This window comes from Bradyrhizobium sp. USDA 3364 (genome assembly GCF_054056355.1).
In genome coordinates this window covers 3,722,845-3,745,078 of sequence record NZ_JBSRYG010000002.1, presented here as the reverse complement: position 1 = coordinate 3,745,078, position 22,234 = coordinate 3,722,845, and the positions used below count along the sequence as shown (strand labels likewise).

Here is a 22,234-nt window from a genome sequence, read left to right as displayed (position 1 = left end):
CACCGTTTGTCACTCTACGCCCAATCCATCGTGATGAACAATCTTTGATGACTAGGCGGTTAGCCGAATGCCTAAGCCATCGCTTAGGCGCGGCGACATTGCGTTATAGGGTAATGTCAATGACATTAGGTTGCATGCTGCGCGAGTTGCCCCGCCGGTCCGCGGAGGTGCCCGGAATCCGCAATGTCGAACCGTACACTGATAGCAATCGTTGACGATGATCAGCCCTATCGTGAGTCAATGCGAAAACTCATGATGCTGCTGGGCTACACCGTCGAAGCGTTTCCGTCAGCGGCCGATTTCTTGGCATCGCGGGTCATGCCGGAAACCGCCTGCTTGGTCACCGACGTTAACATGCCCGGAATGACTGGGGTCGAATTGCACAGGTATTTGGTCGATGCAGGGTACGCGATTCCGACGATCCTCATTACCGCCTACCCGGATAAGGTCGTCAGGGATCAGGCTCTAAAGGACGGGGTTGTTTGCTATCTCGGCAAGCCAGTGGACGAGGACAGTCTCGCGCGGTGCCTACGTTCGGCCCTGCAGTCCGGTACACCGATTGACGACAATCTATGAGTCGTTGTTCGCCGGCAGGGTAAACTGAAACACGGCCCCGCGAGGTTCATTCGGTTCCGCCCATAGCTTGCCCTCATGTGCGAGGATGATGGAGCGGCATATCGACAGCCCCATCCCCGTTCCACCGGACTTCGTGGTGTAAAAGGCGTCGAAGACTCGATCGAGATCTTCCGGATCAATGCCCGGCCCCGAATCGCGGACCGCCACGAGGACGCTGGTCTGATCCTCCTCGGTGCTGATCAACAGCTCTCTTGCCCCTTCCTCAACCGAACTCATTGCTTCAGCCGCATTCAGGATCAAGTTCAGCAAAACCTGTTGCAGCTGAACGCAATCCCCCATGACCGGAACCAATCCATCTGCAAGCCGCGTTTGGACCAAGACGCCATTCCTGTGGATCACGCTTTGTGCCAGGACGATCACTTCGTTAGTAGCCGCATTGAGATCAAAGCGCTCCTTTCGCGGAGGCGCTTTCTTGATGTGATCGCGCATCCGTCCGACGATATCCTTGGCTCGGTCCGTATCCCTGACAACGCAAGCGAGGGCTTCCATTGTCTCATCCAGATCTGGCGGATTCATCTCCAAGAAGCGCATTCCTGCACGGGCGTTGTTACGTGCGGTAGCGATCGGATGCAGTATTTCGTGAGACAGCGAAGCGGCCAATTCTCCCATCATGCTGACGCGGTTCATGTGGGCGAAATCCAACTCGAGCTGACGCAGCTTTTCACGTTCGTCCTGTGACCGCCTCCGCTCCGTCACATCGACAGTGGTGGTGATAACCTCGGCCAGCTTGCCCCGTGGCGAAAACACATGATAGCTGGTTCCTTCGACCCACTTGATTGTGCCGTCAGGCAGGAGGAGTCTGAACTCGGCAATGAAATCCCTTTTCTGGCGCACCGCCTCCTGGACCGCTCCCCAAACTCTGTCGCGGTCCTCTGCGTGAATGCGTTTCCACATGCTTTTTTGAGTTGGAAGGCCTTGCAGCGGATCAAATCCCCAGATCCTGTAACTCTCGTCCGACCAATAGAGGTATCGCATCGTTGTCGCGTTGTAGATCCAGTTGCCGGTGCGGCTAAGTCTCTGTGCCTGGCTAAGCGCTTCCTCGACGCGCTTGCGCTCTGTCAAATCGAGCACGAAAGCAAGCCCCTCGTCGCCTCCTTCCTTGAACAGAGCGGCGCCAATAAGCACAGGGACCCGGCTGCCGTCTTTCCGAACATATTCCTTCTCGAAGGGCTGAACTTTCCCGGTTGAGTTCAGTTCCGCCTGAGTCAGCATGTCGCGCTCGCGCCATTCCGGCGGGGACAGATCGGGCCAGCGCACGCGCCCCGAAACCAAGTCCTCACGGTCATATCCCAGGATGCGCAGAAGCGCGTCATTGGCTTCAAGAATTCGACCTTCGCGGTCGGCAATGAGGATTCCAATAATGTTCGCGTCGACCAAACGCCTAATCTTCCCTTCGCGATCTGCGACGTCGCGATACAGCTGCGAGTTTTCGAGCGAGATTGCTGCCTGCGACGCAAGTACCTTCAACACTGTGACGCGGTCAGGTGTGAAAGCGTGCGCCGTCAGGTTGTTTTCGAGGTAGAGTACACCTGCCAGTCTGCTCTGTTTGAGCAATGGCAGGCAGAGAATTGAACGGGCGTGATGCCGATGAATGTAATGATCAGCCGAAAACGGGTTGGCGGCTGCGGCATCGTGGAGAAGAACGCTCTCTTTCGTCCGGACCACGTAATGTAGGATGGACTCCGGCAGATCGGCAGCGGTTACACCTGCTTGTCGCTGACCGACGGTCACCGTATTATTGCTGGTCGTGACTTCCGCCTCAATCCGATAGCCATCACTTACCGCAAGAAGCAACAGACCTCGCCCGGCACCCGCGTGTTCAATCGCTGTGCGCATCAGCGTGTCGATCAGCTTTTCCGGAACGATCTCGCCCGATACGGCCTGCGAGACCTTGATAACAGTAGCTAGATCCAGTTGTTCGCCGGTGGGGCCGGCAACCGGCTTTTCCTCCCTGAGGTGCGGATACAGTTCGTCGAGTTGGCGTACCTTGCCGTCAGCTCCCCAACGGATGTATGCATACCGTGCGTCCCGCAGGTAGGCATGCGCGATCTTCTTGAACCCGCGAGCAGCATAAAAGCGTGCGGCGGATTCGTTGGCGAGCGCCTCGTTGTGGACAAAGCCGTGCATTTGTGCGGAGTGGATAGCGTGCTCGTAAAGATGTTCGGCATCGACCGCGCGGCCTTCGATCCGGGCGATCTCCGCCCCGACGAGTGCGGCACGGTTCTCGAAGTTGTGCGGGCACGCCGTCGCCCAGACCTCGAGCTGTCGGTGGTGCGCGGCCAGTGCTCTGACGTGCTCCTGCTGTTGGCCGGCTGCCGCAGGGTCGCAGGACGCTGCCCTGGCGAGCGCACTGTAGAAGTGATATTCCGCGCATTCGAAGAAAGACGCTGATGTCGGCTGCAGCCGTTGCGCCCTCAAAGAGGCCTCGAGGGCACCCGCATAGTCATCGGCAAAGAGGCGTGCCTGCAGCTTTCGGGTCCAATACGAGCCCGCGGCCAACGCCAAATCCGGGTTGCTGCGGAAACGGGCCTCCAGTTCGAGTTCGTCAAACTGCCCATCGTCAAAGCAACCGAAGATCGGCGTCAAGCCGCGGAGTGTCCGTATCAGCCCAAGCTGGCCGGCGATGGAGTCAATCGCAAAACCGAACCGTATGGTCCGCGCGAACGCGAGACCGTGCTCGACCTCGACTTGCGCGTTATCGAGCGCATCTCCCGCCGCGAGAAGATACGTGTTCAAGTGGGTGTAGTAGTACGCCGCAAAAGTGAGGTCGCCGGCCTGGCTTGCCGTCTCAAACGCACGCCGCAGCAGGTCACGACCTTCCTGGACGTGTCTTGTCCAGAACATGAGTAAATATCCAAAATTCAAATAGGTCCTGGCCTGGAAGCGCTTAAGCCCGCGCTGCTCGACCAGTTCATAGCCGAGACGGCCGAATCGAAGTCCCGCCTGGTAGTCGCCGAATTCCGGTCCAGCAAGCCTGCCAAGCACTGCATAGGCGTAGCACGAGCCGTCACAATTGCCGCCCTCAAGGCTGAGATTGACGGCTCGACAGATGACCATCGAACGTACGTTCGCATCCGTATAGTGGGCCGGCGGCCCGAGCTTTGTCAGGACATCGACGGTCGCGAGCGACGCGGCATTGCTCATCAAAGGCAGATCAATGAGGCTTTCTATCGTGCGGGAACCGAGTTGGGACCAGATCCGATCATACTCGCGCCGAGCCTCGTCTTCCGTCGGGTGCGGCGACCAGTCGATGCCCAGGTGACGGAGATAGTCGAGACCGACCGCGATCGCGCGGCTGCCCTGATCCAAGGTCGTGTAAAGATCCACCTGCAGGCACGTGACGCGGGCCCGCTCGATCGTCGTTGCGGAACGGGCCGACAGCACCGCCAGGCGCTGCTCAGCTTCCGCCAGTGCACCCGTGAGGAATTCACATTCGGCCCGGTGCAGCTCCAGCTCAAAGATCAGGTCGTGCCGGCGCTCCCAGGGGTCCCCCGGCAGCAGCGCCGCGCCGCAGGACAGGTAGTTCAGCGCTGAGCCATACGCTGTCGAGGTCTTGGCGCGCCTGCCTGCAACTAGATTCAACTCTGCGACCCGCTCGAGCTCCTCAATTGACGTGATGAGATGCGAGCCACGGTTAAGCTGATTGACGATTTCGAAGATCGTCTCCTCCAGCTTCTCCGGAGAGGTCTCGGCTGCGAGCAGTATCCCTATTCGAAGATGGGCTTCGGCACGCGATTCCTCCGCGATCAAGGAGTAGACAGCTTCCTGAACACGGTCGTGAAGGAACCTGTAGGAATTTTCCGAACGAAAGATCAGTCCTGCTCGCACCGCCTCCCAAAGCCGGCCATGCACCTCCTCCTCGGAGTCCTGGTAGACGATCCGCAACATGGTGAACCCGGCGTCGTCGCCGAGGCAGGCGAGCGTTTGCAATGCGCTCCGGGTTTCGGCGGACAGGCGGTTCAGCTTCCCCACCATGAGGTCCACCACATTGTCGGTGTAACCCTTGGCGTGGATGCGACTCAGGTCCCAGCGCCATCGTGCCTCGCCATAATCGAAAGTGAGCAATGCTTCGTCGGCGAGCGCAGAGATGAACTGAATAGCGAAAAGCGGATTACCGGTTGTCTTCTCGTGGATCAACTGTGCCAGCGGCGCGACTCTCTCTGGCTCGCTGTGAACGGAATCCGCGACCAAGTGTCCCAAGGTTTCACAGGTCAGGGGTGCCAAGACGATGTCTTGTAGTATCGCTCCAGCTTGGCGCATCGCGTCGAGCTTGTGCATCAGCGGGTGGGAGGGATCAATTTCGTTGTCACGGTAGGCACCAATCAACAACAGGTTCTGTACGTCCGGCCGGGTCAACAGATCCTCGAGCAAATCGAGCGTTGCAGCATCGAGCCATTGGAGATCGTCGAGGAACAGGGCGAGTGGATGTTCCGGCCGCGCGAATACGCCGATAAATCGCCGGAGTACCAGTTGAAATCGGCCCTGCGCATCCTGTAGCGGCAGTTCAGGGACCGGAGGCTGTTCGCCGATGATGTGCTTCAATTCCGGGACGAGATCAACGATCAGCCGACCGTTCGGTTCGAGCGCCTCGAGCAGCGCCTCCCGCCATCGCCGCAGCTCCGCTTCGGTCTCGCTCAAAAGCGGTCGGATCAGGCTCTGAAAGGCCTGCGCAAGGGTGGCGTAAGGGATGTCGCGCTTGTACTGGTCAAACTTGCCCGATGCAAAAAGACCGCGGGGCAGAACAAGCGGCTTATGAAGCTCGTTGACGAACGCGGACTTGCCGATGCCGGAATATCCGGAAACCAACACCAACTCCGGCCTGCCGCCGGCGACGATACGGTCGAAGGAGGCAACCAAGGTACCGATCTCGGCCGTCCGACCATACAGCTTTTCAGGGATCAGCAGCCGGTCCGGGGTGTCGTGTTCCCCAGGTGCGAATTCGTCGATATCGCCTCGGGCCTCCCATTCAGCAAGGCAACGCCGTAGATCGATCTCGGCGCCTGTAGCCGTCTGATAACGCTCCTCAGCAGTCTTGGCGAGCAGCTTCATAATGATCGCAGAGACCGAGCCTGGGAGGTTTCTCAGCCGCTCGTTGGGCGGCACCGCTGGTCTTGCAATATGACAGTGCACCCATTCCATCGGATCGGCCGCCGTGAAGGGCAGAACGCCCGTGAGCATCTGGTACAGCGTAACGCCGAGGGCGTAGAGATCGCTGCGGGCGTCGACCGAGCGGTTCATCCGCCCGGTTTGTTCTGGTGCCATGTAGGCGAGCGTACCGGCGATGGTCTCGGGCGGCTCGGGCGCCTGCCGCTCGCGAGACAAGCGCGATGCGATGCCAAACCCGGTGAGCCGCACGTGTCCGTCCGCGCAGTTCACGACAACATTGGCTGGCTTAATGTCTTTATGGATGAGCCCACGCTGATGAAGCTTGCCCAGAGCCGACGTAACAGCGATACCCAGGGTCAAGCACGCCCCTATCTCCATAGGGCCATCGAGCAAATGGTCGAGCGGCTCGCCGGCCTGATCGTCCAGCACCAGCACGGTCCGTCCGGCGTCGCGCATGAGAGCCAGCGGCCGCGCGGCCCATGACCCATCGAGCTCATCTTTCAGCTCGTATTCGTGCGTGAGGCGATCGAGCTCTGACCGAGACGGGTGATCGGCGGCAACGGCGACGAGCAGTACAGCGAGCCGGTTGCCATTGTCGTCCAGTCGCCAGCCGCGGCTGAACACACGCTCGCCATCCTCCCACATCAGCTGAGAGCCATCGTCCGAGCACACGACGTTGAGCGGCTGCCGCACCACCTGCGAGACTCCGGCGTCGAGTTTCACACACGCGCCCTTTCCGGCCCAGAGAGAACGTACCCCGCCGGCCGAGAAATGTCAGTCATCCGTTGGTCGTGCGGACGCGGAACCTTCTCCTTCAGCAGCAATTTAGCCATTTGGAGCCACTTGCCCGACTTTATTCGTGCGCGCACCACACGCGGGTCAACGGCCGTTATCCCGCTCATCTCTCATAGGCCTTAGGGTCCGCGCGACGGAGATAGGCGTTCGGGCTTCATCGCATGTCGGCGAAGAGCGGCTCATTCCGCCGCCGCCGTCGTCCGGGAGGCCGACCTGCCCTCGTTCCTTCCTTCGGCGAGGTTGCGCACCACCATGTAGAAGATCGGCGTGAACAACAGGCCGAACAGGGTGACGCCGAGCATACCGAAGAATACGGCAACGCCGACCGCCTGGCGCATTTCCGAGCCTGAGCCGGTCGACACCACCAGCGGCAGCACGCCGAAGATGAAGGCGAACGACGTCATGAGGATCGGCCGCAGCCGCAGGCGGCAGGCCTCGATGACCGCTTCCAGCCGGGGCCGGCCCTCGAGCTCGATGTCGCGGGCGAACTCGACGATCAGGATGGCATTCTTGGCCGCCAACCCCACCAGCACCACGAAGCCGATCTGGGTCAGGATGTTGACGTCTTGCCCCATGAGCCGTACGCCGATGGTGGCCGCGAACAGGCACATCGGCACGATCAGAATCACCGCAAAGGGCAATGTCCAGCTGCCATATTGCGCAGCCAGCACCAGATAGACGAACAGCACGCAGATCGGGAACACGTAGAGGCCGGCATTGCCGCCCGTCACTTGCTGATATGACAGGTCGGTCCACTCGAAGGAAAAGCCGCTTGGCAATGTCTTGTCGGCCAGTTGCTTGATGGTGTTGAGGGCGGTCGCAGAACTCACTCCGGGCGCCGGCTCACCTTGCAGTTCCGACGCCGAGTAGAGATTGTAGCGCGCGACACGATCAGGTCCCGAGACGTCCTTGAAGTCCACCACGCTGCCGAGCATCACCATGTCGCCGGCCGCATTGCGCGTGCGTAGCCGCGCAAGGTCGGCGGTTTCCTTGCGGAATGGGAGATCTGCCTGGGCGGTGACGTGATAGGTACGTCCGAACAGGTTGAAGTCGTTGACATAGGTCGAGCCGAAGTAAGTCTCGATCGTGTCGGTGATGCTGCCAATGGGGATGCCGAGCTTTTGCGCCTTGATGCGATCGATATCGACAAACAGCTGCGGCGTGTTGGCTGTATAAGGCGAGAACACAGAGGTCAGGTCTGGCGACTTCCGTGCGGCGGCGACGAGTTCGTTGGTCGCGGCCGCGAGCAATTCGGGACCTCGTCCTTGTCGATCCTGGATGCGGATGGCGAAACCACCGCCGGTGCCGATGCCGGGCACAGCAGGCGGCGGAATGACGATGATGAAGGCGCCCTGGATCACCGACAGCCGTTTGCGCAGATCGGCCGTGATCACGCTGGCCGACAATCCCTTCTTCTGTCGTGCCTCCGGCTCGTCGAACACCGGGAACAACGCCGCGGCGTTGCCGGCCTGCGTACGTGTTGCGCCGGAGAAGCCGCTGAACGCCCCAACACGGACGATACCTGGCGTATCCAGCGCAATCCGCTCGATGTCGCGGACCACCTCGGCGGTGCGTGCGAGCGACGCGGCGCCCGGCAACTGCACCGAAATGATGAGGTAACCGCGATCCTGCGCCGGGATGAAGCCCTGCGCGGTGGTGGCGAGCAACCAGCCGGCGCTGCCGATCAACGCAATATAGAGCAACAACATCGGCGCTGAATGTCGGATCACGAAGGATGCCGTCGCCGCATAGCCGCTCGACAGCCGGTCGAACATGCGGTTGAAGACTCCCGTGAAGACCGACCAACCGCGCGCGATCACGTTCCAGCGCGCCGGCGGACGCTTCTTCGCGTGCGGCACCAGGATCTGCGAGGCCAGCGCGGGTGACAGCGTCAACGAGCAGAAGCAGGAGATCGCGGTTGCGACCGCGATGGTGACGGCAAATTGCTGGAAGAACTGCCCGGAAATGCCGCCAAAGAATGCCGTTGGCACGAACACTGCGCACAGCACGAGCGCGATCGAGACGAGTGCACCACCGACCTCCTCCATGGTCTTGAGCGCCGCCTCGCGCCGGCTCATACCTTGCTGAAGATGTCGCTCGACGTTTTCGACCACCACGATCGCGTCGTCGACCACGATGCCGACCGCGAGCACCAGACCGAACAGCGTCAGATTATTGACCGAGAATCCGAGCACTGCCATCACTGCGAAGGTTCCAACAAGCGATACAGGGATCGCGATGATCGGAATGATCGCAGGCCGCCATCCCTGCAAAAACACCAGCACCACGATGACGACGAGTGCCATCGCCTCGTAGACCGTCTTGATCAGCTCATGCACCGATTGGGTGATGAATTCGGTGGGGTTGTAGCCGATATTGTAGTCGAGGCCCTTGGGAAAACTCTCCTTCAGCTTCGCCATGGTGGTGGAGATCGCCTTCGCCGTCGCGAGCGCATTCGATCCGGGCCGTTGCGTCACCACCATCGCGACCGCCGACTTTCGCAGGATGCGGCTACTGGTGGCATAGGACAGCGCGCCGAGCTCGACGCGGGCAACGTCGCGCAGGCGCACGGTACGGCCGTCGGAGCCAGCCTTCACCACGATGTCCTCGAATTGCCTGATATCTTTGAGGCGGCCGGTGAAGACGAGGTTCGGCTGGAATGCGCGGTCGGCGATCGGCGGCTCCGCCATCTGACCGCCGGTGATCTGCAGGTTCTGGGCCCTGACCGCGGCGACGACGTCACTTGACGTCATGCCCAGATTGGCGATCTTGTCAGGGTCGAGCCACAGCCGCATCGAGTAGTCGCGCGCGCCGAACATCTGGATGTCGCCAACTCCGTCGAGCCGCAGAAGCTGGTCGCGCACCTGCAGCAGCGCGTAGTTAGAGATGTAGAGCTGGTCGAACGTGTCGTCGGGCGATAGCACGAACACGGCCATCAGAATGTCAGGCGAGTTCTTCTGCGTGACGACGCCGTTGCGCTGCACCTCTTCCGGCAGTTGCGGCTGCGCGATCGCGACGCGATTCTGTACCAGTACCTGAGCTTTGTCGAGGTCGGTGCCGAGCTTGAAGGTGACGGTAATGGTCAATTGGCCGTTCGAGGTCGCCTGGCTGTACATGTACAGCATGTCCTCGACGCCGTTGATCTGCTGCTCGATCGGCGCGGCGACGGTGTCGGACACGGCCTGCGCCGAAGCGCCCGGATACTGCGTGGTAACCGTGACGGTCGGCGGCACCGCCTGCGGATATTCCGAGACCGGCAACGTCTGGTAGGCGATCGTGCCGACGATCAGGAGAACGATCGACAGCACCATCGCGAGGATGGGCTGGTTAATGGAAAGCCTGCCGAGATTCATGGCTTCGCACCTGCCGGAGCTTTTTCTCCTGCCGGAACCTTGGCACCTGGCGCGGGCTTGTCGTCCGCCCCAGCCTGCGCCATTTTCGGCGTCACCTTGGCCCCGACGCGGGCGCGCTGCAGCCCGTCGACGATCACATGGTCCTCCGGCTTCAGACCTTCGCGGATCACGCGCAGGCCGTCATCGAGCGGACCGAGCTCGACAGCTCTCGCCTCGACCGTGTTGTCGTCCTTGACCACGAACACGATCTTGCGCGACTGGTCGGTGGCGATGGCGGTATCGGGGATCAACAACGCCTCATAGGGCGAGGAGCCGATCAGGCGGACGCGGCCGAACTGGCCGGGCAGGATCGACAGATCATGGTTCGGGATCACCGCGCGGCTACGCAGCGTTGCGGTCGAGACGTCGAGCCGGTTGTCGAGGAAGTCCATCTTGCCTTCATGCGAAGGCTTGGTCTCGCCGGTCAACGCCACCTGCACCGGGTTCGCAGTGTCACGCGAACTCGGCCGCCGGCCTTCGAACCACAGCTTGCTGTTACGCTGATAGGTCGCCTCGTCGACGTCGAAATAGATGTAGATCGGATCGAGCGACACGATCGAGGTCAGCAGCGTCGCGCCGCCCTCACTGCCCTGCACCAGGTTGCCGGGGGTCACCAGATGCCGGCTGACGCGGCCGGTGATCGGCGCCACCACATGGGTGAATTCGACGTTGAGCTGGGCCGCCTTCAGTCCACCGTCGGCCTGCGTTTCGGCCGCAAGAGCCGCCTGCAACGCCTGTCGGCGCTGGTCGACGACCTGCTCCGAGACTGCACTGGTCTGCACCAGTGTCAGTCCACGGTCGAGTTCGCGCTTGGCAAGCTCCTCTTTGGCCCGCGCGTCGTCGAGTTGGCCCTGGGCCTGCAAGGCGGCCGCCTCGAACGGGCGCGAATCGATGGTGTAGAGCAGATCGCCGGCATGGACGATCGCACCGTCCTTGAACTCGACGCTGTTGACGAAGCCGCCGACCCGGGCGCGAACCTGGACCTCCTCGACCGCCTCGAAACGGCCGGTGAACTCGTCCCAATCAGTGACCGTGCGCTTGACCGGTTGCGCGACCGTCACCGGCGGCGGTGGAGGCGCGGCCGCCTGCGATTGAGCTTTCTCGTCGCAGCCAGCGAGCGCCAGCGCCAACAGCAGGCCGACAGGTGCGTAGCCGAATCGTGGAAGGCGAAGAAACGAACTGCGATCGAGCCCGAGCACTGGAGCCCGATGCTCCGTTCTGTCAATCGTACTCACTTCCATCCCTCCAAGGACCTAGGGTGTTGCAATCGAACTAGTCAGCTTGCACTGTCACCGCGGTATCTCTCGATACAGGCAGGAGCATTGGCGCCGCTGTTTCCAATGACGATCGCGGACTTGATTCAATGACGCGGCCGACAGATCGCTGACCCCGGCCGAGACCCGGACTCGACCTCTAGCCCAACCGAATCGTCGTCAGATTGGAGGCGAATGCCTGCCAAAAGCACTTCGTCCACCGTGCCGCTTCCGCCACTGCGACGGGGTCGCGCCGCCAATCTTCCGCTGCCGCAAAGGCCTCGCCGGGTCGTAATGCCTGCGTGACCGTGGTGCGACGATTTCGATCGTGTCGTTGCCTTGCATATCGACCTTCTGCCGTTTTGATCTTTCATCGCGTTTTGCGCGTCGATCTCGGAACTGCAGGTTTCGGCTCGACGATGCTTTGGAGAATGACCGCGCAATGCCGGCGGGGGAAATCACCTCTCGCCATCGAGTCAATAAACGGTCGTTATTGCCGATCGCCGCGCGAGCGTGACACCACAGCAAGAAGTACCGCAAGCCGGATGGCACTCGAAGCCACGGCACTTTTATCCTGCAGAGGCGGACGCAACGCGTCCGGTCATGCGGAAAGTCAATTGGCGGCAGATGGCTGAAGGCACGATCGCCCGGCGCGAAGGCGGGACTGGCTATCGTCACCTGAACGGAAACACGATTATGCCCGCCGAGCCTGTTCACGGATTTGCTCACTGGAGGTCTCGACGCACACCTCACGCCGAGCATTCCTGACGGCTATGGATATGATACCTTTACCCGAACGATCGTGGGATTTACTTGCTGAAGGCGCCGGCTGGACGCGGGCACCAAGGTCTCGAACGCTCTGAGATCTATTTTGCGCTGACGTGAACATTCGTCGAAGCCGGCGGATGAATCATTCAAACGATTGGGCCACAATCATGACCAAGATTCGCGAAGTCGTCGTCGCAAGCGACCCCACCAACCATGGTGCGCTGGTGTGCCATGTCGGCGATTCCCGGTTTCCTGTCGGCGGCCCAGACGGCGCGGGGCACATGTCTTCTGGTCCCAATCCGTACGACCTTCTTAGCGCATCTCTCGCGGCGTGCACTGCTATGAGCGTTCGTTTTCAGGCTCGGCGCCAAAAACTTCCGCTGGAGCGGGTGGAGGTGAGCGTCAGCTTCTACCATGGCGCCCAAGGCAAGAGAGACTCGTTCGAGCGTATCCTGGTGCTGGGCGGAGAACTCGACGCGCAACAACGCGCCTTCTTGCTGAAAGCCGCGGACCTCTGTCCCGTAGGTAAAGTTCTCGGCGCCAGTGCGGATATTAGCACGCGCCTGGACGTTGCTGCGCCCGGCCGCAACGAAAGCCCTCGGGCTAGTTACGAGGATGATCTGACTGAACTCTCGATCCCGAATATTACCCCGGATTGAGCGTCCCTCACGCCACCGATCTCCGGCTCGATGAACAAGCCATGGCCGATCGCGCCGAAAGAGGCCCTGTCGTCGGTGGGAGCGTGATCCCCCGACCTCCTCGGATCGAGGAAGATCTCGCGCAACGTTTGAGCCGTCGCGACGCTCAATCCCAGGCGTATCTCGCTATCCCAGGCACTCCATTCTCCGTCGTCCTTTCTTGCCTTCTTCCAGCACGACCGCAGCCCCCGGCAGCGGCTCGTTGAGGGCAATTCGGCCGACTCTTGGTCTGAGCCAAGCCACGTCGATGGCATCGATTCCATAGCCACAGGTCATTGGACCATCGAATTTCGCGGTCGTACTTTTTGTTCGTCTGCAAGGAAGGACCACGCACACAAGGAGATGGACGATGAAGGCAATCGTCGTAACGGAGCAGGCTGCGGGAACGACTGGGATGACGCTCGTGGAGCGGCGCGAGCCGCGAGCGGCGATCAACGACGTCGTCGTTCAGGTTCATGCATCAGGATTTGTCCCGACAGAGTTGGCGTGGCCCTCGACCTGGACCGATCGCCTCGATCGTGACCGAACTCCATCGATCCCTGGCCACGAGCTGGCCGGAGTGGTGACCGCTCTCGGGTATGGCACGACGGGACTGTCGGTGGGACAGCGAGTGTTCGGCCTCGCGGACTGGTATCGCGACGGCACACTGGCCGAGTATCTGGCGATCGAGGCTCGCAACCTCGCGCCTCTGCCGGGCGACGTCGACTTCACCGTCGGCGCGAGCCTGCCGATCTCGGGCCTGACCGCGTGGCAGGGATTGTTCGAGCACGGCCGCCTTCAGGCCGGGCACAGCGTCCTTGCGCACGGCGCGGCCGGCGCAGTCGGGTCGATGGTGACACAACTCGCGCGAGAGGCTGGCGCCTACGTCATCGGCACCGGGCGTGCGGCCGACCGTCAGAAAGCGCTCGACTTCGGCGCGAAGGAGTTTGTCGACCTCGACAACGACACCCTCGAAGACGTCGGCGGAGTCGATCTGGTGTTCGACGTCATCGGCGGCGACATCGGGAAGCGTTCCGCGCGCCTGATTCGAGCTGGAGGAAAGCTGGTGTCCATCGTCGGACCGGCAGAGGCACGGCCCGCCGACGTCCTGGCGATCGACTTCGTCGTCGAGTCCGATCGTGCGCAGCTGAGCGAGATCGTTCAGCGGGTGCGGGACGGACGGCTGCGGACGAACATCGGCACGATCGCAACGCTCGACGATGCCGTCGCGGCGTTCAATCCGACCAAGCGGACCGGCGGGAAGACGATCATCCGCGTTCGTCCGTGAACGACAAACGCCCTTCGAGCATGCAGCCGGCTGTGTCCTGTCAACGAGCCGGGGCAACTTGGCAAACGACCCGTGGACCCCGGCACGAGATGTCGGATGTCGAACGGGCTTCGTGCCCGCGGCATTTCCAGCAAGGCCAACCCGTCCCTTCCCGCATAGGAATCACCATGACTAACGGAATCACCATGACCAACGCCGTCATCGAATGCATCCTGAGCCGCAGCGCCACCAAGTACTACGACCCGACCGCCGCCCTGAGCGACGGGCAAATCCACGAGCTGGTGCGGATCGGTACCACCGCGCCGACATCCTTCCACTTGCAGAACTGGCGCTTCATCGCCGTGCGCACGCCGGAAGCGAAAGCACGGCTCAGTCCGATCGCCTGGAGTCAGCCCGCTATCACCGAGGCAGCCGTCACCTTCATCATCTGCGGCCAATTGGCCGATTCCAGCGTGGTACCGGAGCGACTGGCACCGCTGGTGAAGGCGGGCATCATGCCGGCAAAAATGGTTCCGGAATGGGAAATCCCCGCACGTGATCTGTACATGGAGTACCCGCAGCGCCAGCGCGACGAGGCCGTACGCACCGGCACCTTCGGCGCGGCGGCGATGATCTACGCGGCCCGCTCGCTGGGCCTGGGTTCGACGCCGATGATCGGCTTCGATGCCGAAGCGGTGCACCGCGAGTTCGGACTGACCAAGGACGAAGTACCGGTCATGCTGTTGTCCGTAGGGGCTGAGCGTCCGGGAAACTGGGCACAAAAGCCGCGCCGTCCCGTGGCTGATGTGTTGGATCTCGTTTGACCGTCTGTGAACTCAGCAATTTATGGAGCCTGCGATGCCAAGAAGTGCGGCTTTGAAGCCGGAACGAGTGCCGGCCGATTCGAAACCGACCCTCGATATGTTCACCAAGAACATCGGGTTTACGCCAAACATGATGTCGACCTTCGCGGCAAGTCCGATCGCGTTCAACTCATGGGCCACCCTGCTCGGCTCGCTAAGCAAGGCGCTCGACGTGAAAACCCGCGACAGCATCGGCCTCGCGGTCTCCGAAGTGAATGGCTGCGACTATTGCCTGACGGTTCACAGCTTTACGGCCGAGCACATGGCCAAGCTGCCGGCGAATGAAATCATTCTGGCTCGGATGGGCCATGCCAGTGACCCCAAGCGGGATGCCGCCATCCAGTTTGCGCGCAAAGTCATCGTGACCCGGGGCAAGGTCAGCGACGCCGATCTGAAGGCCGTCCGAGATGCCGGCTACACGGATGCGAACGTCATGGAGATAGTCGCGCTGGTTGCGATGTACTCCCTGACGAATTTCTTCAATAATGTCTTCGATCCGGAGAAGGACTTTCCCGTTGTTGCGCCGGCTGGCGCGATCTGAGCTCGATCCAGGCGCAACGCCCACTTCCAAAGGGTCTTGGAGCTTTGAGTTGATGCGAACGTAAAGCCAAGGCCACTTGTTCATTAACGAAACCAGCGAGCACGTGCGGAACTAACTCGAACGTGCCTCGCCTTCGGCAATGTTTCTTGGTCAAGCCGGTGCGCCCATGATGTATGGCCATGAGGCCGCCTCGAACGACGACCAGACGCAGTTGTTCAGTCGCGAATGAGTCCGAACAGGCCGAATAGCCCATCCGTATCCCGCCAAACCTCGACAACTCTCCATCCGCCGGAGCGGGCGAGCCGCGCGAAACTCTCCGCAGTATATTTTCGTGAGCTCTCAGTGTGGATAGTTTCCGACGCTCTGAAATAGAAGGTGTGCCCGCAGAGCGTAACGCGCTGATCGCATAGGCTGACCAGGTGCATCTCTACGGCTTTCTCGATCTCGTTCCAGCGCGCCACGTGCTTGAACTGCTCCAAACGGAAGTCTCCGCCCAATTCGGTGTTGATCCGCTCAAGGAGGTTGAGGTTAAAAGCGGCCGTCACACCCGCACTGTCGTCATAAGCACGCAGAAGCCTATCTACGTTTTTCTGGAGATCGACACCGATGATGGCACGTCCGTTGTCGCCCAGGTGTCGCCCCATCTGCGTAAGCAAGGTCTTCGCCTCGATCGTGTTCAAATTCCCCATCGTCGAACCCGGGAAAAATCCGGTCCTGGCGCCACCGCAGCCATCAAACGGAACTTCAAATACATCCAGGAAATTGCGCTCGATGGGGCGAACCCAGAGCGATGGGAAGCGTGAAGCGATCCTCTTCGATGTTTCTGCGAGGAAGGCGTCGGCGATGTCGATCGGCACGTAGCCCCGCGGATCACGCAGCCCCGCCAGCACAAGCTCCGTTTTAACGCCGGCTCCCGCACCATACTCGATGAGAATGGCGCCAGACTCTACAAAATCGGCGATATCACTCTGCCGCTCTCGCAGGATCGACGTTTCCGCTCGAGTCAGGTAATAATCATCCAGCCTTGTTATTTCTTCAAAGAGTGCAGATCCACGCTCGTCGTATAACCAGCGGCTCGGCAGTGTCTTCACATCAGCGGATAATCCGGCGACGGCGTCTCGGGCGAATGCATTTTCAACTGGCTCAATGCTGTGATTGGCGTGAAGCATATTTTCCGCTTTCGGTGACACGGCGGATGACGGCCGCGGTAAACTCGCGGTCGATATCATCACCGTGAATTCTTGCTTGGCGCAGCGAGCAGGTTATTTGACGGGCGTCGTCAACTGCTTATCATTGGCGTCGAGGACGAAGACAGCGAGCAGCTTTGCCGGCTCTGTCTTGCTCGCGTTGCGGCTGATCGAATGAGTCGCGCCCGGCGGTTCCGACCAGCCCTCGCCTGCCCGATAGATGCGCGTCTCACCGTCATTCACCTTCGACTCGATCGCCCCCGAGATCACGTAAGCGTAGATGAATGCCGACTTCGCGTGCGTGTGGGACGGAGAGGCCGCGCCCGGCACGTAATCGACCTCCACGGCGACCAGCGACTTGCCAGGGATGTTGGGAATGGCCGCCCCGAATTTCTTTGTGACGGTTTCCGCTTCGCTATCATGGGCGTGGATAGGGCCGGCCATCGAGAAGGCCGCGCAGGTGACGGCGATAATGGTTCGGATATTCACGAGCTTTCTCCTTCTGCCCACAGGTTGGTCTTCGTATTTCATTGTTCCCTTCCGGGCCTTGCCGGTTTGCTGATTGCAGAGACCGAACGGATCAGGCTCTCGGGATGAAGTCGAGGTGAGGCCCCGGCTCGATAATGAACACTGCGAGCGTAGCGAGAACGCAGGCGACCGCGGCGACGGCCATCGCCATATGAAATCCCGAGAAAAGCTGAGGACCGCCCTGCTGCAGGACGCCGCCGAGCAGGGCAATGGCAAAGAGCGCCCCGGCGCGCGAGACCGCGCCGTTGACGCCAGACGCGGTACCGGCGCGATCGGGTTCGACGGAGGTGAGGACGAGGGTCGTCAACGGCGCGATCGCCGAACTCATGCCCAGCGCCAGCAACAGGATACTGGGAAAGATATCCGTCCAATAAGTCGCGTTCGGACCGATACGAAGCGCCGTCGCGCATCCCAGGGCGGCGACGGCGCCGCCGGCGAACAATGGCAAGCGGCGACCGAACTGGCGGCAGAGCATGCCAGCAAGCGGCGAGATCACAGTAATCAACACTTGCAGGGGAATGAAAGCCAAACCCGCCGCCAGCGTTGGCAGATGCGCACCCCGGATCATCACGAACGGGATCAAGGTTAGCGTGACAGTGAATGCGCCATAGAGGAGCGCGGTGAACAGGTTCGCACCGACGACCGACCGCGAGGCGAAGAGAGACGGCGGCAGCATCGCCTTGTCGCCTGATCGCCGTTGACTGACGATGAGGCCGGCTAAGCCACCCAGACCGACGATCAGGGTGACGACCACCCAAATGTTCAGAGCCGAATCGTTGGTTAGACTTGTCAGCCCCGCGCCAAGCCCACCGAGCCCGATTGTCGAAAGGATCGCGCCACCGACGTCGACCCGGGCTTGGCTGGTCGGCGTGTCCTTGGGTATCCACGCGGCGCCGACGGCCAACGCACCGGCGACGACGGGCAGGAGCATCAGAAAGGTCGTCCGCCATGACCCGTGATCAAGGATCGCGCCGGCGATCGCAGGCGCGACGCCGCTGGCGACAGCCGCCGCCGCGGACCAAATGCCGACCGCACGGGCTTTCTTGTCGGCGGGAAAGGCCTGCCCGAGCACCGAAAGGCCGTTCGGCAGGATCACGGCTTCGCCAACGCCTTGCAGGAAGCGGCCGACGACGAGCGGCGCGAAACTCGGCGCAAAACCAATCGCGGCCGCGCCCAGGCCGTAGAGAGCGATCCCTCCTAGGAAGATCCGCTTCTGTCCGAACCGGTCACCGAGAGCGCCGGCGACCAAGGTCAGGGCCGCGAGCGGCAGGAGCTCGGCGTTCATCACCCACTGCAGGTCGAGCGGCGACAGGCGCATGTCTCGGCCAATGGCCGCAAGCGCGACCGTGACGATGGCACTGCTGACGAACACGAGGCAGCCGCCCAGACTCGACGCGGCGAGCACCTTGGTGCCGCCCTGCGCGCCAACGACCTCAGGCTCGCAGAGTGCCAGGCCACGGTCGGTCAGGATCAGGGACGCGCTGCTCACGACCTGATCCCTCAGGTGACGTCACGCGACTCACGGCGCGCAAACCTATTGGCGAGCAGCCCGAAGCCGAGCCGTCGTGTCCGTTCGCGGATCACTCCTCGCAACATCGAATCAATCCTAAGCAGCCCCTCGAGGCCCGTCGTGCCATAGCCGAGAGCAGTGACCACTCCGGCCAGCTCCTGTCCGGGAATCGACGGCGTTCGATCACGGTCGAGATGATCGGTCCACGTCGAGGGCCACGTCAGTTCACCCGAGGTGAATCCCGACGCATGAACCCGAACGACGACGTCGTTGATCGCTGCGCGCGGCTCGGGCCGCTCTACGAGCCTCATCCCGGCAGCTCCCGCGGCCTGATCCGTCACGACAATTGCCTTCATACGAATTGTCCCCTTGGCTACTTATCTCTTCTGGATGTGTCCCAGCGGTGAAAGCCGTTCGACATCTCATGCCCGCAAAACTCACCCGGGGTGCCCCTCCCCTGGGCATTGTCAATGATATCGACATCTGCGGTACCCATTTGTTCGCAGCGCAGGACGAAGTTTTCCAATAGCCAGCACGCATCGTTTCCATAGCGGCGCGGAATGCCGCCACGATGATCCTCTCCGCCATTCGCAAATCAACGCAAGGTTCGGCAGGCCTCGACGGCATCGCTGCACTCATCAGCCGCAATAACGATCGTCTATCGATTCTATGGCGAGACGTGATTTCCCTCGCCTGGGTTCGACCGTCACGGTGTGGGACATTCTTCAGTGAGATGAGGTGAAGGATGGTTTGGCGCTTTGCGCGCCAGACATGTCCAACAGGGAGTGCAATTGTAATGCTGCAGAATAACGACGTCTTTCCCTCTCTCACCCTTGCTCGCGTCGGCGGCGGCGAAATCCATTTGCCCGCCGATCTGGCCGGTTGGTTCGGTGTGGTCTTGTTCCACCGCGGTTCCTGGTGCCCGTACTGCAATGCCCAGCTTGCTGCTTTCGCGCGAGCGGCGGACGAATTCGCTGAGGAAGGCATCAAGGTCGTTTCTGTCTCGGTCGACGACCGGGAAAAGTCGGAGATGCTCGTCGAAAAGCACAAGCTCGGCTTCCCCGTCGGTTACGGCGCAAACGCGCGAGCTGTTTCCGCAGTCACCGGCGCCTTCGTCAATGACGATCCTGTCTGTCTCCAGGCAACCGGCTTCATCCTCAATCCAGAAGGCCGGGTGGTGACGGCCGTCTATTCGACCCGTGCGATCGGCCGTCTGATGCCCGATGATGTGCTCGGCTTTATTTGCCACCTCAAATCTTTGGTAAAGAAATGAAGACCAATGGCAGACCAGCGCGGAGGTCGAAATATGGCACAGCCGCTTGTGGAACCGTGCAGCCGCGGCGCTATCGATGCAGAACCCTGCCCCCGAGAACTCGGACGCGAGGCGTCGCCTCAGTGCCGGCGCATGGTCCTCACGGCCTGTGTGCTCGCGTCCTCGATGGCGTTCATCGATGGGACAGCGCTGCCCGTCGCGTTACCGAGACTACGCGCTGATTTCGGAGCGGACCTCGCCGCCGTTCAATGGGTTCTCAACGGGTATATGCTGGCGCTCGCCTCGCTGACATTGATCGGCGGCGCACTCGCGGATGTCTATGGCAAGGCGCGCATGCTCGCGCTCGGTTGCGTCCTGTTCGGTCTGGCGTCCGCGGCTTGCGCGCTTGCGCCTTCGCCGGCCTGGTTGATCGCTGCCCGCGTCGCACAGGGAGCGGCCGCGGCGATCGTGACCCCGGCCAGCCTCGCCCTGATCGGAGCCACTTATCCGCGCGCAGAGCGGAACCGGGCGATTGGCATATGGGCCGCCGCTTCGGCTCTCACCACCGCGGGAGGTCCCGTCTTGGGCGGCTGGCTGACCGAGACGTTGGGCTGGCCATCCGTGTTCTGGATCAACCCGCCGCTCGCGCTCGCGGCAGTGGGAGTTCTGCTGGTCTTCGCGCCGGAAGACCGCCGAGTGCAGCGCCAGTTCGACGTCATCGGCGCCGCGATCCTGGCTTCGGCGCTCGGCGCGCTGGCTTGGGCTCTCAGCCAGATCGGACCCAGTGAAGCGCGGGCGGCCGCGGACGCCTCAACTCGAACGACCATGGCGTTCACGATCGTCGCCGGGCTAGGCATTGTTGGGCTTGCCGTCTACGCGATCTGGGAGCGCAGAAGCGAACACCCGATGACGCCGCCCCGTTTGGTAGAGAACCGCACTTTCCTCGGCCTCAACGTCGCGACCTTTATGATCTATACGGGGATTTCAGTCATGTTCTTCCTGCTACCATTCGACCTCGTCGACCGCCGCGCTTTGTCGTCGACCGACGCCGGGCTGGCATTCCTGCCTTTCACGCTCGGCGTGGGGCTCTTGTCGAATGCATTCGGTGGCCTGGCGGACAAGATCGGCGCGCGGACCATGCTCATCGCCGGGCCAGCAGGTGCCGCACTCGCCTATGTCTGGATGGCGCTTGCTTACAAAGATTCCTTGATGCTCGGCGTGATCCTGCCCATGGCGCTGCTTGGCCTGTCCTTCGCCGTGCTGGTGGCGCCGCTGACCGCGTCCGTCATGTCGAGTGTTGACCAGACGGACGAAGGGCTCGCCTCCGGCGTCAACAATACCGCGAGCCGGATTGCGCAACTTACCGGCGCGGCACTGGCTGCCGGTGTCGCGTCTTTCGAGTCCGGTTACGAGGTCGGTCTCGTCGTAGCTGCCGCGACCTCGATCTGCGGCGCCTTTACAGCTGCAGCAACCCCGACCTCGGCCGTGGCGAAAGCGGGCCGCCCGGGGCGGCCTTAGAAAGCGCATCCGATTCCGGGCGGGGTCCGCGGACGAACCTACGAACTGCATGATGGGGCCGCGCTTGCGCCCGCGCCCCGCATTTTCGATGCTATCTGAACCGGCGAGCGCTGCTGGTAACGGCTCCCACCAGCGCGAAGGCCATTCCCGCGACCAGGCAAAAGACCGCGCCATGATCTCCGCCCAGGCCGAAGATCAGACGAAGGCGGAACCAAGTGACCATCCGACGTAGCGAGCCGCAGCATTCATCCCGCTCAGGCCAAGTCCAAGCAAGATGCAGAGCATCGCCCAGCGGTGCTTCGACGCCGTCACGCATTCGACACCATCCATCAGGATGCAGTCTCCGCGATTGACGATCTTGAAGGCTTCAGCACCGTGGCGGCGCGCCCTACCTTCACGAGTAGTCACCGCCGCTCTGGTGACTGAGATTGCCGAGGTAGTCGCGTTTCCCGATCCTTGCTCCGACGTGCCGAAGGATCGCGTGCGCAATCGAGATGTGAAAGAAGAAGTCAGGCAGCACCAGGTGCCGGATATAGTCGTCGCCGCCGAACCACCCGCGCACGATAGGCGGAGCCAGCTCGTAGGCGTAGGACTGTGCGCCGGCAATCTCGTCCGGCTGCATGTTTTGCAGGAAGCCGCGCGTCTCAAGGAGGTGCGCCTTCAATGCCGGATACGTCATGGGGGTGGTGCGGGGTGCCGGCGCGTCGCGCTGCATCAGCTTCGCCATGTGCGCGTGGACCTTGTTGCAATTTACGGAGAACTGCTCTCCGAAAGTCAGCATGTCGGGCGCAAGCCGCTCGCCAAGGATACTTCCGGGCTCAATACCGCCGGCTCTCTCCAGCGCCTGGGCGTGGTCGAGATAGTCGGCCATCACGTTCAGTCCGTGCAGCATGACGGGGACCGTGATCTCATGGACCGAGAAGGACACGTCGAACTCCGTG

General features: G+C 61.6%; 15 protein-coding genes and 1 pseudogene. 7 read left to right on the top strand and 9 right to left on the bottom strand.

Features of this window, described 5'->3' with window-relative positions; all coding sequences use genetic code 11:
- Positions 1 to 183: 183 nt before the first annotated feature.
- Positions 184 to 576, top strand: a complete 393-nt coding sequence (locus tag ACVILL_RS17610) for a response regulator transcription factor (RefSeq protein WP_456730208.1) — start codon at positions 184 to 186, stop codon at positions 574 to 576.
- Here the strand turns inward: ACVILL_RS17610 and ACVILL_RS17605 are convergent.
- The 3 genes from ACVILL_RS17605 to ACVILL_RS17595 all read right to left on the bottom strand — a co-directional run bounded on the left by ACVILL_RS17605 (position 571) and on the right by ACVILL_RS17595 (position 11,128).
- Positions 571 to 6,387 carry an AAA family ATPase gene (locus ACVILL_RS17605; protein ID WP_456734287.1) on the bottom strand — a complete coding sequence of 1,939 codons (5,817 nt, stop codon included), beginning with the start codon at positions 6,385 to 6,387 and terminating at the stop codon, positions 571 to 573. The two genes, ACVILL_RS17610 and ACVILL_RS17605, sit on opposite strands and share 6 nt — an antisense overlap.
- A 329-nt stretch (positions 6,388 to 6,716) precedes the next feature.
- On the bottom strand, positions 6,717 to 9,890 hold the full coding sequence (locus ACVILL_RS17600) for an efflux RND transporter permease subunit (RefSeq protein WP_456730207.1): 3,174 nt from the start codon (positions 9,888 to 9,890) through the stop codon (positions 6,717 to 6,719).
- Positions 9,887 to 11,128 (bottom strand): efflux RND transporter periplasmic adaptor subunit, encoded by a 1,242-nt coding sequence (locus tag ACVILL_RS17595; RefSeq protein WP_456734286.1) that lies wholly within the window; start codon positions 11,126 to 11,128, stop codon positions 9,887 to 9,889. The genes ACVILL_RS17600 and ACVILL_RS17595 overlap by 4 nt, the downstream gene beginning before the upstream one ends.
- A gap of 989 nt (positions 11,129 to 12,117) precedes the next feature.
- Here ACVILL_RS17595 and ACVILL_RS17590 point away from each other — a divergent pair.
- From ACVILL_RS17590 to ACVILL_RS17575, 4 genes are all read left to right on the top strand, one after another.
- Positions 12,118 to 12,609, top strand: a complete 492-nt coding sequence (locus tag ACVILL_RS17590; RefSeq protein WP_456730206.1) for an OsmC family protein — start codon at positions 12,118 to 12,120, stop codon at positions 12,607 to 12,609.
- A 388-nt stretch (positions 12,610 to 12,997) separates the two neighbouring features.
- Complete coding sequence (locus ACVILL_RS17585; protein ID WP_456730205.1) at positions 12,998 to 13,915, top strand: NADP-dependent oxidoreductase; 918 nt, start codon at positions 12,998 to 13,000, stop codon at positions 13,913 to 13,915.
- Positions 13,916 to 14,100: 185 nt separating this feature from the next.
- Entirely contained in the window at positions 14,101 to 14,718 is a 618-nt protein-coding gene (locus ACVILL_RS17580) for a nitroreductase family protein (protein WP_456730204.1), read from the top strand.
- 34 nt (positions 14,719 to 14,752) lie between these two features.
- Positions 14,753 to 15,298 carry a carboxymuconolactone decarboxylase family protein gene (locus ACVILL_RS17575; protein ID WP_456730203.1) on the top strand — a complete coding sequence of 182 codons (546 nt, stop codon included), beginning with the start codon at positions 14,753 to 14,755 and terminating at the stop codon, positions 15,296 to 15,298.
- 215 nt (positions 15,299 to 15,513) lie between these two features.
- On the opposite strand, the gene egtD is transcribed toward ACVILL_RS17575, so the two are convergent.
- The 4 genes and pseudogenes from egtD to ACVILL_RS17555 form a co-directional block, all read right to left on the bottom strand.
- Complete coding sequence (gene egtD, locus ACVILL_RS17570; RefSeq protein ID WP_456730202.1) at positions 15,514 to 16,467, bottom strand: L-histidine N(alpha)-methyltransferase; 954 nt, start codon at positions 16,465 to 16,467, stop codon at positions 15,514 to 15,516.
- Between the two features lie 93 nt (positions 16,468 to 16,560).
- Positions 16,561 to 16,974, bottom strand: coding sequence for a cupin domain-containing protein (locus ACVILL_RS17565; protein ID WP_456734285.1), 414 nt, complete (start codon positions 16,972 to 16,974; stop codon positions 16,561 to 16,563).
- Between the two features lie 91 nt (positions 16,975 to 17,065).
- Entirely contained in the window at positions 17,066 to 18,502 is a 1,437-nt protein-coding gene (locus tag ACVILL_RS17560; RefSeq protein ID WP_456730201.1) for an MFS transporter, read from the bottom strand.
- A gap of 131 nt (positions 18,503 to 18,633) precedes the next feature.
- Positions 18,634 to 18,879: pseudogene (locus tag ACVILL_RS17555) on the bottom strand (alcohol dehydrogenase catalytic domain-containing protein); the annotation flags it as partial.
- A gap of 440 nt (positions 18,880 to 19,319) precedes the next feature.
- On the opposite strand from ACVILL_RS17555, the gene ACVILL_RS17550 reads away from it, so the two are divergent.
- Both ACVILL_RS17550 and ACVILL_RS17545 read left to right on the top strand, forming a co-directional pair.
- A complete protein-coding gene (locus tag ACVILL_RS17550) occupies positions 19,320 to 19,796 on the top strand; it encodes a redoxin domain-containing protein (RefSeq protein ID WP_456730200.1) in 477 nt (158 codons plus the stop codon).
- 165 nt (positions 19,797 to 19,961) lie between these two features.
- Positions 19,962 to 21,293 carry an MFS transporter gene (locus tag ACVILL_RS17545; protein ID WP_456730199.1) on the top strand — a complete coding sequence of 444 codons (1,332 nt, stop codon included), beginning with the start codon at positions 19,962 to 19,964 and terminating at the stop codon, positions 21,291 to 21,293.
- Between the two features lie 195 nt (positions 21,294 to 21,488).
- Here the strand turns inward: ACVILL_RS17545 and ACVILL_RS17540 are convergent, their stop codons facing one another.
- Both ACVILL_RS17540 and ACVILL_RS17535 read right to left on the bottom strand, forming a co-directional pair.
- Positions 21,489 to 21,623, bottom strand: coding sequence for a hypothetical protein (locus ACVILL_RS17540; protein ID WP_456730198.1), 135 nt, complete (start codon positions 21,621 to 21,623; stop codon positions 21,489 to 21,491).
- Between the two features lie 64 nt (positions 21,624 to 21,687).
- Complete coding sequence (locus ACVILL_RS17535) at positions 21,688 to 22,221, bottom strand: DUF1993 domain-containing protein (RefSeq protein WP_456730197.1); 534 nt, start codon at positions 22,219 to 22,221, stop codon at positions 21,688 to 21,690.
- Positions 22,222 to 22,234: the final 13 nt, after the last annotated feature.

What these genes read in the sequence shown, in the direction of transcription:
- ACVILL_RS17605 (WP_456734287.1), bottom strand. Translation starts at nt 6,387, where the DNA reads ATGTGGGAGGATGGCGAGCGTGTGTTCAGCCGCGGCTGGCGACTGGAC.
- ACVILL_RS17540 (WP_456730198.1), bottom strand. Translation starts at nt 21,623, where the DNA reads ATGGATGGTGTCGAATGCGTGACGGCGTCGAAGCACCGCTGGGCGATG.
- ACVILL_RS17550 (WP_456730200.1), top strand. Translation starts at nt 19,320, where the DNA reads ATGCTGCAGAATAACGACGTCTTTCCCTCTCTCACCCTTGCTCGCGTC.
- ACVILL_RS17590 (WP_456730206.1), top strand. Translation starts at nt 12,118, where the DNA reads ATGACCAAGATTCGCGAAGTCGTCGTCGCAAGCGACCCCACCAACCAT.
- ACVILL_RS17585 (WP_456730205.1), top strand. Translation starts at nt 12,998, where the DNA reads ATGAAGGCAATCGTCGTAACGGAGCAGGCTGCGGGAACGACTGGGATG.
- egtD (WP_456730202.1), bottom strand. Translation starts at nt 16,467, where the DNA reads ATGCTTCACGCCAATCACAGCATTGAGCCAGTTGAAAATGCATTCGCC.
- ACVILL_RS17580 (WP_456730204.1), top strand. Translation starts at nt 14,101, where the DNA reads ATGACCAACGCCGTCATCGAATGCATCCTGAGCCGCAGCGCCACCAAG.
- ACVILL_RS17545 (WP_456730199.1), top strand. Translation starts at nt 19,962, where the DNA reads ATGGCGTTCATCGATGGGACAGCGCTGCCCGTCGCGTTACCGAGACTA.
- ACVILL_RS17600 (WP_456730207.1), bottom strand. Translation starts at nt 9,890, where the DNA reads ATGAATCTCGGCAGGCTTTCCATTAACCAGCCCATCCTCGCGATGGTG.
- ACVILL_RS17575 (WP_456730203.1), top strand. Translation starts at nt 14,753, where the DNA reads ATGCCAAGAAGTGCGGCTTTGAAGCCGGAACGAGTGCCGGCCGATTCG.
- ACVILL_RS17610 (WP_456730208.1), top strand. Translation starts at nt 184, where the DNA reads ATGTCGAACCGTACACTGATAGCAATCGTTGACGATGATCAGCCCTAT.